Source organism: Amaricoccus sp., assembly GCF_047602525.1.
In the GTDB taxonomy this organism is placed as follows: Bacteria; Pseudomonadota; Alphaproteobacteria; order Rhodobacterales; family Rhodobacteraceae; genus Amaricoccus.
On sequence record NZ_JASGHB010000001.1, the window covers coordinates 1,347,757 to 1,361,105 of the forward strand.

Sequence of the window (13,349 nt, forward strand, 5' to 3'; positions counted from 1 at the left end):
CCGCTTCAGGATCGTGCGAACACGGCACGCCAGCGGGCGAGGAAACTCGCCCGCTTCTGCTGGTCGAGGCCGAGCAGCAGCGTCGGCGCGAGCGCGATCGGGCGGTAGAGCGAGACCTCGTCGGGGGGCAGGGTGTCGGCGTCGTCGAAGGGAAACAGCAGGTGGCTGGCGGCAAGGGCGACCCGTCCGGCGTCGGACAGCATGAAGTCGACGAGAAGGCCGGCCGCCGCCGGATTCTGCGCCTGCTTCGGGATCATCGCCGCCCGGCGGAGGACGAGGGTGTAGTCTTCGGGCGCGACGACGGCGAGGCGCGGATCGGCGGCGGCGCGGGCCAGCGCGTAGGAGCCGAGGACGTTGTAGGCGACGAAATAGCGACCGGAGGCCACACCGTCGATGATCTCCGCCGAGCAGCAGGTGGCGACGGCGCCGGAGCGGGCGAACGCTTCGATCAGGCTGCCCCATGTCGCCGCCTGCTGGCTGTCGGCGAAGGCGAAGAGGTAGCCGAGGCCCGAGTCCTCGATGTCGTAGGTGGCGACCCGGCCGGTGTAGCGGCCAGTGTCCGGCCGCAGCATGTCGATGAGGTCGAAGCGCGACCGCGGCACCTCCGACGCCGGCACCAGCGTGCGGTTGTAGACGATCACCGCCGGCTCCTCGGTCACGCCGAACAGCTCGTTCCGCCAGTTCGCCGCGTCCGGCAGCGACGCGACCGGCAGCGAATGATGCGCCCGGGCGCAGCCGTCATTGACGAGCTTCACCTGAAGATCGGCAGCGGAGCTGATGACGAGGTCGGCCGCCGGCTCCTGGCCGCCGCAGGCTGCGGCTGCACGGAGGTAGAGCTCGTTCGAGCCCCACTGCTCGTAGGCGACGGCGACCTCGGGAGTGGCGGCGACAAAGGCGTCGAGCAGGGGCGCGAACTGCGCGACATCGGTGGTGCCGAGGACGGTGATGGTCGTCGCCGCGCGCGCGGAGCCGAAGGTGGCGGTGGCCTCCGATCGCGGCTCGGCCCGCGCGGTGGAGGCCGCGAGCACGAGCGCGAAGGCGAAGGAAAAGCACCGCCTCATGGTGCGACCGGCAGGGCGATGCTCGCCTCGAAGGCGCCGGACGGTCCCTGCCCGAACCGCAGCGTGCCGCCGTGCGCGGCAGCGACCGCGGCGACGATCGACAGGCCGATGCCGGCGCTCTGCGGCGTGACCGCGCCGGTGCGGTCGAAGCGGCTGCCCGCGCTTTCCCAGAGCGCCTCCGGCATCCCCGCGCCGCGGTCGCTGACCGCGAGCAACGCCAGGTCGCCCTCGCGGCGAACGGCGAGCACGACGGGCGGAGCCCCGTGGCGCAGCGCGTTGTTGACGAGGTTCTTGCCGGCCTCGACCAGCGACAGCGCGTCGCCCCGACACGCCACGGCGTCCTCGGGAACGTCCAGTTCGAGATCATGCGCGCCGGGGTCGGTTTCGTCGAGGATGCTGATCGCGATCGTTCGCAGGTCGATCGTGTCATGCGGCACCGCGTCCGAGCGGTGGATGATGAGCGCATGGTTCAGCAGCTGGTCGGTCAGCCGGCTCAGGCCCCGGGCGCGCGCGTGGATGCGGGCGACGATGCGGGCCTGGGCGGCCGGGTCAGGCTCGTCCGCGGCCAGCTCCGCCTGGGCGCGCAACGCCGCGACCGGAGTGCGCAACTGGTGCGAGGCATCGGCGATGAGATTGCGCATGATCTCGAACGCGCGGGCCTGCCGCGACATGAAGCGGTTGATCGTCGCGACGAGCTGGCCGATCTCGCGCGGCACGTCGACATCGAGCGGGGTGAGGTCACGCGGCTCGCGCGTTGCGAGGCCCGCCTCGATGCGGCGAAGCGGCGCCAGAGCCGAGCGGACCGCAAAGGCGCCGAGCCCCGCCATCATCAGCCCGAGCAGTCCGACGACCAGCAGCGCGCTGCGGGTGATCTCGCGGGCCAGCGCATCGCGGGCCCGCGTCGTCTGCCCGACCACCACGTCGACCGTCCCGGAAAAGTCGCGCTCGGAGAACGTCCGGCTGATCCGGGCGAGCCGGACCTTCTCGCCCGCGAAGCGGCCGCTGCCGAACTCCCGGACGGGGGAAACCGCCTCGCGGTAGCCGGTGACGAGCCGCCCGGCGGGATCGAAGACCGCATAGATCACCCGGTCGTCCGGCGCGAGCGACAGAAGCTCGAAGGCCGAGGCCGGCATGTCGACGACCACGGCGCCGTCGCGGATCGCCACCGAGCCGGCGATCTGGTCCGCGGCGCCGACGAGCAGCCGGTCGAAGGCGGTCTGCGCCGCCTGTCGGCCATAGGCGAAGGCGGCGAGCGCCACCGCGCTGCCGCCGGCGAGCAGCACGAGCGCCACCGACAGCACGAGGCGGTTGGTCAGCGACGCCGTTCGTGTCGCGCCCGCCGCGGCCTCGTGCGATCGCGTCATGGCGGCCAATCGCGGTTCCCCCCCTTTGTTCGAGGCCCCTTGTTCGGGCCCCCTTGTTCGGGAACGAGCATAGACGGTTACGCGTCGGTCGGAAGCGCCGAGACTGTCAGGCCGGCGCCAGCTTCATCTGCTGAAATCAGGGCCTGCGCCGGAGGATGCCGCAAGCACGGCTCCGCGCCAAAATGGAGGAAACCAGAATGAAACGACTCGCTGCTGTTGCGCTTCTCCTCGCGTCGATGCCGGCCTGGGCGGCGGACTATGCGATCCTCGCGCCCGCCGCGCCCGGCGGCGGCTGGGACCAGACCGCCCGGACGATGCAGAACCTCCTGCAGAAGGAAGGCATCTCCGGCAACGTGCAGGTCACGAACGTCCCCGGCGCCGGCGGCACCATCGGCCTCGCGCAGTTCGTCAACCAGTCGAAGGGCAACCCCGAGGACCTGATCGTCGGCGGCTATGTCATGGTGGGTGCGATCCTGACCAACCACTCGCCGGTCGACCTGTCGATGGTGACGCCGATCGCGCGCCTGACCGGCGAACAGGAGGCGATCGTCGTCCCGGCATCGAGCGACATCAAGACGATGGCCGACCTCATCGCCAAGCTGAAGGCCGATCCCGGGTCGGTCGCGTGGGGCGGCGGCTCGGCGGGCGGCACCGACCACATCCTCGCCGGCCTGATTGCCAAGGCCGTGGGCGTCGACCCGACCAAGGTGAACTACATCGCCTATTCCGGCGGCGGCGAGGCGCTGGCGGCGATCCTCGGCAACCAGGTGACGGTCGGCATCTCCGGCTATGGCGAGTTCGAGAGCCAGATCGAGGCCGGCACCCTGCGCCTCCTCGCCCTGTCCGGCGACGTGCGCGAGCCCGGCACGGATGCCCCGACCCTGAAGGAAGCCGGCGTCGACGTCAGCCTCGAGAACTGGCGCATGGTCGCTGCCGCGCCCGGCATCACCGACGAGGAGAAGGCCGCGATCACTGCGGACATCGAGAAGCTCACGAAGTCCGACGCCTGGAAGGCCGAGCTCGCCAACCGGGGCTGGGACGACCGCTTCCTCGCCGGCGCCGAGTTCGAGGCGCAGCTCAAGGCCGACATCGAGGCGACCAGGGAAATCCTCACCCAGATCGGGCTGGTCCAGTGACGGGCCCGCAGATCCCGGAGCGCCGCCCCGACGTGGCGGCGCTCGTCATCGGCGCCGGTCTCGCCGTCCTCTCGGGGGTGGTGTTCTTCGAGACCCGCGCGATGCCGGTCGCCGGCCAGTATGCCAAGGTCGGGCCGACGACGGCCCCCTACCTCATCGCGGCCTGCCTCGCGCTGCTGGCCATCGGGCATTTCGTCACCGCCTTCCGCCACGGCCTGCCGCCGCGCGAGGCCGACAAGCCGGGGCCGATGTTCTGGATCATCGGCGGGCTGGTGCTGCAGATGCTGTGCCTGAAGCCGCTCGGCTTTTCCGTGGCGACGGGGCTGCTGTTCGCCTTCGCCGCGCGTGCCTTCGGGCGCGGGCCGCTCTGGATGACCATCCCGATCGGTATCGTGCTGTCGCTGGCGATCTGGCTGGTCTTCGCCGGCCTGCTCAAGCTCTCGCTGCCCGCCGGGCCGCTCGAGCAGCTCTTCCGCTGATCGGGGAGGCACGCGCATGGATACCTTCTCGCTCCTCGCCCATGGTCTCGTCGGCGCGCTGCAGCCGACGAACCTGCTCTACGCGCTGATCGGCGTCACCCTCGGCACCGCCGTCGGCGTGCTGCCCGGGATCGGCCCGGCGCTCACCGTCGCCCTGCTCCTGCCCGTCACCTACCAGTTCGACCCGACGGCGAGCCTCATCATGTTCGCCGGCATCTACTACGGCGGCATGTACGGCGGATCGACCACTTCGATCCTGCTCAACACCCCCGGCGAAAGCTCGTCGATCGTCACGGCGCTCGAGGGCAACAAGATGGCCCGGAAGGGCAGGGGCGGCCCGGCGCTCGCCACCGCGGCGATCGGCTCGTTCGTCGCCGGCCTGATCGCCACGATCGGCCTCGCGTTCATCAGCCCGTGGATGGTGAAGTTCGCCCTGTCGCTCGGACCGGCGGACTACTTCGCGCTGATGGTGCTCGCCTTCGTCACCGTCTCGGCGGCGTTCGGCGACTCGGCGCTGCGCGGGCTGACCGCGCTGGTGCTCGGCCTGACGCTCGGGCTGGTCGGGATCGACCTGCAGACCGGACAGGCGCGGCTGGCGTTCGGAATGCCGGACCTGCTCGACGGGATCGAGGTGACGACGCTCGCCGTCGCGCTCTTCGCCATCGGCGAGGCGCTCAAGGTCGCGGCGTCGCCGACCGAGCACGACGAGCAGATCGAGCCGGTGAAGGGTTCGGTCTGGATGACGGCCGAGGACTGGGCGCGGTCGTGGAAGCCGTGGCTGCGCGGCACGTTCATCGGCTTTCCCATCGGCGCGATGCCGGCGGGTGGCGCCGAGATCGGCACCTTTCTCAGCTACTCGACGGAAAGGGCGCTCGCCAAGCACCCGGAGGAGTTCGGACACGGCGCGATCGAGGGCGTCGCTGGACCGGAAGCCGCCAACAACGCCTCGGCCGCGGGAACGCTGGTGCCGCTGCTGACGCTGGGCCTGCCGACGTCGGCGACCGCGGCGATCATGCTCGCGGGTTTCCAGCAGTTCGGCCTGCAACCCGGCCCGCTGCTGTTCGCGACGAACGCCACGCTGGTCTGGAGCCTCATCGCGTCGCTCCTTGTCGCGAACTTCATGCTGCTGGTCCTGAACCTGCCGCTGGTCGGGCTCTGGGTGCGGCTCCTGGCGATCCCGAAGCCGTGGCTCTACGCGGGCATCCTCACGTTCGCGACGCTGGGAACGATCGGGGCCAACCCGTCTCCGTTCGAGCTTGGCATGCTGCTGGCGTTCGGCATCCTGGGCTATGGCCTGCGGCGCTATCACTACCCGATCGCGCCGGTGGTCGTCGGCCTGATCCTCGGGCCGCTTGCGGAGCAGCAGCTGCGCCGGGCGCTGGCGATCAGCCAGGGCGATCCGTCCGTGCTGGTGCATTCGCCGGTGGCAATCGTCCTCTATGTGATCGCGGCGATCGCGCTGCTCCTGCCGCTGGTCCTGCGGCTGCGGGGCAAGGGGCAGGTCCTGACCCAGCTCGCCGCAGACGAGGACTGAGCCGGCACGCCGGCCCTCAAGGATGCGGCCCGGGCGGTGACGCCCGGGCCGCATCACGTTTTCAGGCTTCGCTCGCCTCGCGCTCGGCAACCCGCGCGGCGACCGCATCGACGGCAGCGGGCGCGATGAGCCCGAGGCGGGCCGCGTCCTCGGCGATCGCCACGCTGTCCGGGGCAAGGACGAGATGCGAGCCGATCGCGGCGAGCGTCCGGGCGATCCCGGTCAGCTCGGCCGAGCGCCCGGCATCGCGGGCGGTGACGTTGCGGATGTAGACCGCGCGCACCCGGTCGCCGTGGCGCTCGGCGATGCCGCGATAGAGTTCGGGGTCGTGCTGGCCGCTGTCGCCGATCAGGACAACCGGCATGTCGGCATAGAGTCCCATGATCGCCTCGATCAGCACCGCCTTGTGGTCCTTCGCCCGGCGCGGCAACGGATGGCGCCAGCCGATCCCCCATTCCCGCAGGAACAGGATCGGGCCGACGGGAATGTCGTGAGCCTGAAAGAACTCCTCAAGAATCTCGTAGATCCCCCAGGGCGCGCGCGAGACGTAGAGCATGGCGTTCTGCTCGTCGCCCGAGGCGCCGGCGTGCAGCGCGCGGTAGAGATGCGAGACGCCGGGAAACACCGTCCGGGCCTCGGCGTCCTGCACGAACAGCCGCCAGAGCATCATCACCTTGTTGGCGACGCCGGTGTGCATGACGGTGTCGTCGATGTCGGAGATGACCACCACGCGCGACTGCGGCGGCGGGATGTAGACTTCGGCGGTGGCGGCAACCATCGTCGGAGCCATCATCGCGATCTCGAGCGTGTGCCAGCGCTGCTCGGGCGGCGGCGGGGTGCCCGGCGCCATCTCGATGCGGAAATAGCCGTCGTCGTCGGTCTCGACCTCGACGACGGCGCCGTAGAACCGGGCGCGGATGCGGGCGCCCCGCACCGGCCGCCGGCGGATGCGGCGCAGCACGTCGCGCAGCTCCGATCCCTGGTCCGGCTCCGTGCGCTGCCAGAAGGCGCGGCCGATGACGAAGATCCGCGATTGCGAGCCGTAGCCGCGATAGGGCTGGAGCACGACGCCCCTGCGGCCGCGGCTGCGCCGGACGGGCCGGGCGATGACCTCGAGGGCGCGGCGCAAACCGCGGCCGATGCGATGGGGCAAGCGTCAGTTCCTCCGGCTGGCGCGTCGAGCCTAGGGCGCTTCCGCCGCGGCGACAACGTTGCCACGTCGACCGCGCTCCACTAGCGTCCGCGCGACTTGCCAAGGGAGGGAGCCATGGCGGACACGACCTACGGATTCGACACGCTGCAGATCCACGCGGGCGCGCGCCCCGATCCGGCGACCGGGGCGCGGCAGACGCCGATCTACCAGAACACGGCGTACGTCTTCCGCGACGCGGACCACGCCGCCGCGCTCTTCAACCTGCAGGAAGTGGGCTACATCTATTCCCGCCTGACCAATCCGACGGTGATGACGCTCGCGGAGCGGATCGCGTCGCTCGAGGGCGGGGTAGGGGCGGTGTGCACCTCGTCCGGGCATGCGGCGCAGATCATGGCGCTGTTCCCGCTGATGCGGCCGGGGGACAACATCGTCGCCTCGACCCGGCTCTACGGCGGCACGGTGACGCAGTTCACCCACACCATCCGCCGCTTCGGCTGGGAGGCGCGGTTCGTCGACACCGACGACCTCGCGGGGATCGAGGCGCAGGTCGACGGGCGGACGCGGGCGATCTTCGCCGAGTCGATCGCCAACCCGGGCGGCTACGTCACCGACATCCCGGCGCTCGCCGAGATCGCCCGGCGGGTCGGGGTGCCGCTCATCATCGACAATACCTCGGCCAGCCCGTACCTGTGCCGTCCGATCGAGATGGGCGCGACGATCGTGGTGCATTCCACGACCAAGTTCCTGACCGGCAACGGCACGGTCGTCGGCGGCTGCCTCGTCGACTCCGGCAAATTCGACTGGCAGGCGTCCGACCGCTTCCCGTCGCTGACCGAGCCCGAACCCGCGTACCACGGCCTGAAGTTTGCCGAGACGTTCGGGCCGATGGCCTATACCTTCCACGGCATCGCCATCGGCCTGCGCGACCTCGGCATGGCGATGGCACCGCAGAATGCGTTCCTGACGCTGCTCGGGACCGAGACGCTGAGCCTGCGGATGGCGAAGCACGTGGCGAACGCCGAGACCGTGGCGGCGTGGCTCGAAAAGGACGACCGGGTTGAGTCCGTCACCTATGCCGGGCTGCCGTCCTCGCCGTGGCACGATCGGGCGAAGCGGCTCTATCCGCGCGGGGCAGGGTCGCTGTTCACCTTCGCGCTGAAGGGCGGGTACGAGGCCTGCGTCAAGGTGGTGAACGGGGTCGAGCTGTTCAGCCATGTGGCGAACCTCGGGGATGCGCGCTCGCTCATCATCCACTCCGCCTCGACAACGCACCGGCAGCTGACACCGGAGCAGCAGAAGGCGGCGGGGGCGGATCCGAACATGCTGCGGCTGTCGATCGGGATCGAGGACCCCGCCGACCTGATCCGCGACCTCGATCAGGCGATGACAAAGGCGGTGGGATAGGCAGCGCACTCGTATATCTATCTGAATTATAATTACTTTATTTGCGGTGGTTCGCTCTTAGGGAGGTGGGATCAGCGCAAGGAGATCGGTGGCGGCGGGATCGGCCCAAGTCCAGTCCGCCATCCGGCTGCGCAGCCAGGTGCGCTGGCGCTTGGCGAACTGCCGGGTGGCCGTCGCGGTCGCCCGCAGCGACTCTTCAAGTGTCGTCTCGCCGGCGAGGTGGCGGGCAAATTCCGGCGCGCCGATGGCACGCGCCGCGGGCAGTTCCGGCGCCACGCCGAGTGCGGTGAACCGGCGGACTTCTTCGAGGACGCCGTGCGCGAGCATCACATCGAGGCGGCGGACGATGGCGCGGTCGAGGGCCGCCGTGTCGGGCATCACCACGACGCCCGCGGCGCTCGCGATGCCCGGGACCGGCGGCTGGGCGTGCCACCAGGCAAGCCCGCGGCCGGTTGCCGCCAGGACCTCCCAGGCGCGTTGCACGCGCATCGGATTTGTCGTGTCGATCCGCGCGCGCGTCTCGGCGTCGAGTTCGCCGAGCATCGCCGCGACGCCGTGCGCGAGCATCGCCTCGGAGCGCGCGCGGACCTCCGGCGGGATCGGCGGTATCTCGGCAATGCCGTCCGTGAGTGCGGAGAAGTACAGGCCCGTGCCGCCGACGACGATCGGCCGCACTCTGTCGCGCCGTGCCACCGCGATCGCCGCCAGCGCCTCGCGTCGCCAGTCGCCGGTGGAATAGCGCCGACTGGCCGCGACATGGCCGAACAGCCGGTGCGGCGCGCGGACGAGATCGGCGGCGTCGGGGCGCGCGCTCAGGACGCGCCAGCAGGCATAGACTTGGCTCGCATCGGCGTTGATGATCACGCCGCCGTCGCGTTCGGCGAGGCGGAGCGCCAGCTCGGACTTGCCGCTGGCGGTCGGGCCGGCGATCAGCACCGGATCCAGCGAGTTCTGAATATATCATAATCTCCATTATCCGAACACTGCGCTTCGGCCCAGTCTGGCGCGCCCGCCGCACGCCATCGTCGGTTGACGCGCTGCCGGAAACGCCCTGCTATGGCCGGAACGACTCCCCGATCCGTCGGAATGGTGCATGGTTCAGGATACGATCAACGGCAAGCCCGTGCATGGCGCCGTGCCGCGGCTCCTCGATGCGCACCGGGCTGGCGGGATCGACCGGCGCGAGTTCCTGACGCTCGCGACGGCGCTCGGGATGACGGCAGCGGCCGCCTGGGGCCTGCTCGGGCTGACGCGTCCCGGCGCGGCGCGGGCCGAGCCGGCGGACAAGGCCGGCGGCACGCTCCGGATTGCGATGGCGGTCATGCCGCTGGTCGACCCCCGGCTCTTCGACTGGCCGCAGATGGCCAACGTCGCCCGCGGCACGCTGGAGCCGCTGGTCCGCTATACGGCGGATTTCACCGTCGTGCCGTGGCTGGCCGAAAGCTGGGAGGTGAACGAGGCGGCGACCGAGTATGTCCTGCACCTGCGCCGGGATGCGCTCTGGTCGAACGGCGATCCCTTCATCGCCGAGGATGCGCTCCACAACTTCGCCCGCTGGGCCGAGGCGCAGGTGCCGGGCAACTCCATGGCCGCCCGGATCGCGGCGCTGACCGTGCGCACCGGCGAGGAGACCTATCTCCGCCGGGCGGACGGCGGGCATGCGGAACAGGAGGTCCGGCGCGACACCTACGGGCTGCGGCCCGGGGCGGTCGAGCGGATCGACGACCACACCGTCAAGGTGGTGCTGCCAGCGTCGGACATCAGCTTCATCCCGAGCCTCTGCGACTATCCCGCCCTGATCGTCCATCGCGGGTTCGACGCCGCAGGCGCCGACCTCGGCCGGGCGCCCGTCGGCACCGGGCCGTGGACGCTCGACGCGGTGGAGCCCGGGGTGAAGGCGACGCTCGTCCGGCGCGCCGGCGGCTGGTGGGGCGACGGGGTCGCCGGGCTCGGGCCGGTGCGGCTGGAGCGGATCGAGTATCTCGACCTCGGCACCGACCCTTCGGCCGAGATCGGTGCCTTCAACGCGGACGAGATCGACACGAGCTACGAGACGCCGCCGAGCTTCATCGACAGCTTCGACGCGCTGGGGCTGGTGAAGGCCGAGGCGCTGACCGCCAACACCGTCGCGGTGCGGATGAACGTGACGAAGCCGCCCTATGACCAGCTCGACGTCCGGCGGGCGGTGCAGCTCGCGGTCGACAACCGGGTGGTGCTCGATCTCGGCTATCAGGGGTACGGCCTCGTGGCGGAGAACCACCACGTCGGGCCGATGCACCCGGAGTATGCCCCCCTGCCCCCGATCTCCCGCGATCCGGACACCGCGCGGCGCCTGCTCGAGGCTGCGGGACAGGCGGATTTCGAGTTCGAGATCATCTCGCCCGACGACGATCTGGTGCGCAACACCTGCGATGCGGTGGCCGCGCAGATGCGCGACGCGGGGTTTCGGGTCAAGCGGACGGTGCTGCCCGGCAGCACGTTCTGGGCCAACTGGCGCGAGTATCCGTTTTCGGCGACGGAATGGACGATGCGCCCGCTCGGGGTGCAGGTCTACGCGCTGGCCTATCGCAGCGGCGTGCCGTGGAACGAGACCGGCTTTGCCGACGCGGACTTCGACCGGCTGCTCGACCGGGCGCTCGGGATCTTCGATCCGGACGCCCGGCGCGAGACGATGCGGCAGATGGAGGCGATCGTGCAGGCGGCGGGGATCATCGTGCAGCCGTACTGGCGCAAGACCTTCCGCCACATGACTGCGGGCGTTCACGGACTCGGGATGCACCCGGCGTTCGAAATCCAGCTGGAGGGGGTCTGGGTCGACCCCTGAGGCCGGCCCGGAAGCGGCCGCCCCGGAGGGCAGCCGCTTTCTCCGTCCTTATTCCGCCGCGAGCTGCCGCTCTTCGGGTGCGTCGGTCTGCGCCTCGACCACGGCGATGGCGGTGAGGTTGAGCAGGCCGCGCACCGTCACCGACTGCGAGGCGATGTGGACGGGCTTCGCCGCGCCGAGCAGGATCGGGCCGACCGGCACGGCACCGCCCAGGACCTTGAGCAGGTTCAGCGAGATATGCGCCGCGTCGGCGTTCGGCATGACGAAGAGGTTGGCGGCGCCGGTCAGCGTGGAGTGCTGATAGGTGCGCGCGCGCAGCGTCACGTCGAGCGCGGCGTCGGCGTGCATCTCGCCATCGACCTCGAAGTCGGGCGAGCGCAGGCGCAGGATTTCCATCGCCTCGCGCATCTTGCGCGAACTGGCGCTCGGGCGGTCGCCGAAGTTCGCGTGGCTGACCAGCGCGGCGCGCGGCTGGACGCCCATGCGCAGCATCGTGGCCGCGGCCAGCTCGGTCAGATCGGCGATCTCCTCCGCCGTGGGATCGAGGTTCACGTAGGCATCGGCGATGAAGAACGTGCCCTTGGGCATGACCAGCGCCGAGAGCGTCGCGAGCGAGCGCACGCCGGGCCGCAGGCCGATGATCCCCTCGACGCGGGCGAGATGGTGGCCGAAGCGGCCGTTGGCGCCGCAGATCGCGGCATCGGCCTCGCCGCGCTCGACCATCAGGCAGGCGAGCACCGTCGGGTCGTTCCGCACGCCGCGCAAGGCTTCGCGCGGGTTGACGCCGGAGCGGCCGGCGCGGCGGTGGAGGATCGCGGCATAGCTCTCGACGTCGACCGTGGCCGGGTCGACCACGTCGATGTTGCCGTCCGGGCCGATCTTCAGGCGCAGCTCTTCGGCCCGCTCGGCGATCTTGGCGGCGCTGCCGATCAGGATCGGCCGGGCGATCTTCAGGCTGGCGATCTGCGAGGCGGCGTGCAGCACGCGTTCGGCCTCGCCCTCGGCGAAGACCACGCGCTTCGGGCTGCGCGCCGCCTGGTCGAAGACCGGCTTCATCAGCAGGCCCGAGCGGAAGACGAAGCCCTGGAGCCGCTCGCGATAGGCGTCCATGTCGGTGATCGGCCGGGTGGCGACGCCCGAGTCCATGGCGGCCTGCGCCACGATCGGCGCGACCTCGACGATGAGGCGCGGGTCGAACGGCTTGGGGATGATGTACTCAGGGCCGAAGCGCAGGTTCTCGGCGCCATAGGCCGCGAGCACCACGTCGGACGCCTCGATGCGGGCAAGCCGGGCGATCGCTTCGGCGCAGGCCCGCTTCATCGTCTCGTTGATCTCGGTCGCGCCGCAGTCGAGCGCGCCGCGGAAGATGAACGGGAAGCAGAGGACGTTGTTGACCTGGTTCGGATAGTCCGAGCGGCCGGTGGCGACGATGGCGTCGTTGCGGACCTCATGCACCAGCTCGGGGCGGATTTCCGGGTCTGGGTTCGCCATGGCGAAGACGATCGGCCGCGCGGCCATCCCCTTCACCATGTCGGGCGTCACCGAATCCTTGGCGGACAGTCCGAGGAAGATGTCGGCGCCCTGCATCGCCTCGGCGAGGGTGCGCTTCGTGGTCTTCGCGGCGTAGGCACCCTTGTACTGGTCGAGGTCGGTGCGGTCGGCGTGGATCACGCCCTTGCGGTCACAGACGAGGATGTTGTCCTTCGACGCGCCGAACGACACCAGCAGGTCGAGACAGGCGAGCGCCGCCGCCCCTGCCCCGTTGCAGGCGATCTTCACGGAGCCGATCCTGCGCCCGGTGATCTCGAGCGCGTTCAGGATGCCGGCGGCGGTGACGATGGCGGTGCCGTGCTGGTCGTCGTGGAACACCGGGATTTTCATCCGCGCCTTGAGCTTCTTCTCGATCTCGAAGCAGGCGGGGGCGGAGATGTCCTCGAGGTTGATGCCGCCGAAGGTGGGCTCCAGCCGGGCGATGGCTTCGACGAACTCCTCGACCTTGGTCTCGTCGACCTCGAGGTCCATCACGTCGATGCCGGAGAACTTCTTGAAGAGCGCCGCCTTGCCTTCCATCACCGGCTTCGAGGCCAGCGCGCCGATGTTGCCGAGGCCGAGCACGGCCGTGCCGTTCGAGATGACGGCGACGAGATTGGCGCGGCCGGTGTAGAGCGCGGCGGTGGACGGATCCTCCTCGATCGCCGTGCAGGCGTAGGCAACGCCCGGGCTGTAGGCGAGCGACAGGTCGCGCTGGGTCGCCATCGGCTTTGTCGGCAGGATCTGCAGCTTTCCGCACGGCTCGGCGGCATGGTAGGCGAGCGCTTCGCGCTTCAGTTCTTCCGACATGGCGTTCCCCTTCGTGTCGTGACACGCGCCGCGGAGGTCCGCGGCGCGCGGGTC

At 70.4% G+C, this 13,349-nt stretch carries 10 protein-coding genes; 5 read left to right on the forward strand and 5 right to left on the reverse strand.

The window, feature by feature from the left end; all coding sequences use genetic code 11:
• Positions 1–5 precede the first annotated feature (5 nt).
• Positions 6–1,061: an ABC transporter substrate-binding protein gene (locus tag QM699_RS07125; RefSeq protein WP_415010473.1), complete on the reverse strand. Its 1,056-nt coding sequence runs from the start codon at positions 1,059–1,061 to the stop codon at positions 6–8.
• On the reverse strand, positions 1,058–2,425 hold the full coding sequence (locus tag QM699_RS07130; protein ID WP_415010474.1) for a sensor histidine kinase: 1,368 nt from the start codon (positions 2,423–2,425) through the stop codon (positions 1,058–1,060). Before QM699_RS07130 ends, QM699_RS07125 begins: the two co-directional genes overlap by 4 nt.
• A gap of 197 nt (positions 2,426–2,622) precedes the next feature.
• On the opposite strand from QM699_RS07130, the gene QM699_RS07135 reads away from it, so the two are divergent.
• Genes QM699_RS07135 through QM699_RS07145 form a run of 3 tightly spaced genes read left to right on the forward strand, consistent with a single transcriptional unit; the run spans position 2,623 to position 5,574 of the window.
• Positions 2,623–3,561, forward strand: coding sequence for a Bug family tripartite tricarboxylate transporter substrate binding protein (locus QM699_RS07135; RefSeq protein WP_415010475.1), 939 nt, complete (start codon positions 2,623–2,625; stop codon positions 3,559–3,561).
• Positions 3,558–4,040: a tripartite tricarboxylate transporter TctB family protein gene (locus QM699_RS07140; RefSeq protein ID WP_415010476.1), complete on the forward strand. Its 483-nt coding sequence runs from the start codon at positions 3,558–3,560 to the stop codon at positions 4,038–4,040. The genes QM699_RS07135 and QM699_RS07140 overlap by 4 nt, the downstream gene beginning before the upstream one ends.
• Before the next feature lie 16 nt (positions 4,041–4,056).
• On the forward strand, positions 4,057–5,574 hold the full coding sequence (locus tag QM699_RS07145; RefSeq protein WP_415010477.1) for a tripartite tricarboxylate transporter permease: 1,518 nt from the start codon (positions 4,057–4,059) through the stop codon (positions 5,572–5,574).
• Positions 5,575–5,635: 61 nt separating this feature from the next.
• On the opposite strand, the gene QM699_RS07150 is transcribed toward QM699_RS07145, so the two are convergent.
• Positions 5,636–6,727 (reverse strand): App1 family protein, encoded by a 1,092-nt coding sequence (locus tag QM699_RS07150; RefSeq protein ID WP_415010478.1) that lies wholly within the window; start codon positions 6,725–6,727, stop codon positions 5,636–5,638.
• Positions 6,728–6,841: 114 nt separating this feature from the next.
• Here QM699_RS07150 and QM699_RS07155 point away from each other — a divergent pair, with 114 nt between their 5' ends.
• Positions 6,842–8,131, forward strand: coding sequence for an O-acetylhomoserine aminocarboxypropyltransferase/cysteine synthase family protein (locus QM699_RS07155; protein ID WP_415010479.1), 1,290 nt, complete (start codon positions 6,842–6,844; stop codon positions 8,129–8,131).
• A 57-nt stretch (positions 8,132–8,188) separates the two neighbouring features.
• Here the strand turns inward: QM699_RS07155 and miaA are convergent, their stop codons facing one another.
• A complete protein-coding gene (gene miaA, locus QM699_RS07160; protein WP_415010480.1) occupies positions 8,189–9,067 on the reverse strand; it encodes a tRNA (adenosine(37)-N6)-dimethylallyltransferase MiaA in 879 nt (292 codons plus the stop codon).
• 157 nt (positions 9,068–9,224) lie between these two features.
• Here miaA and QM699_RS07165 point away from each other — a divergent pair, with 157 nt between their 5' ends.
• Positions 9,225–10,955 carry an ABC transporter substrate-binding protein gene (locus QM699_RS07165; protein ID WP_415010481.1) on the forward strand — a complete coding sequence of 577 codons (1,731 nt, stop codon included), beginning with the start codon at positions 9,225–9,227 and terminating at the stop codon, positions 10,953–10,955.
• Between the two features lie 48 nt (positions 10,956–11,003).
• On the opposite strand, the gene QM699_RS07170 is transcribed toward QM699_RS07165, so the two are convergent.
• Positions 11,004–13,295, reverse strand: coding sequence for an NADP-dependent malic enzyme (locus QM699_RS07170; RefSeq protein ID WP_415010482.1), 2,292 nt, complete (start codon positions 13,293–13,295; stop codon positions 11,004–11,006).
• Between the last annotated feature and the right edge of the window lie 54 nt (positions 13,296–13,349).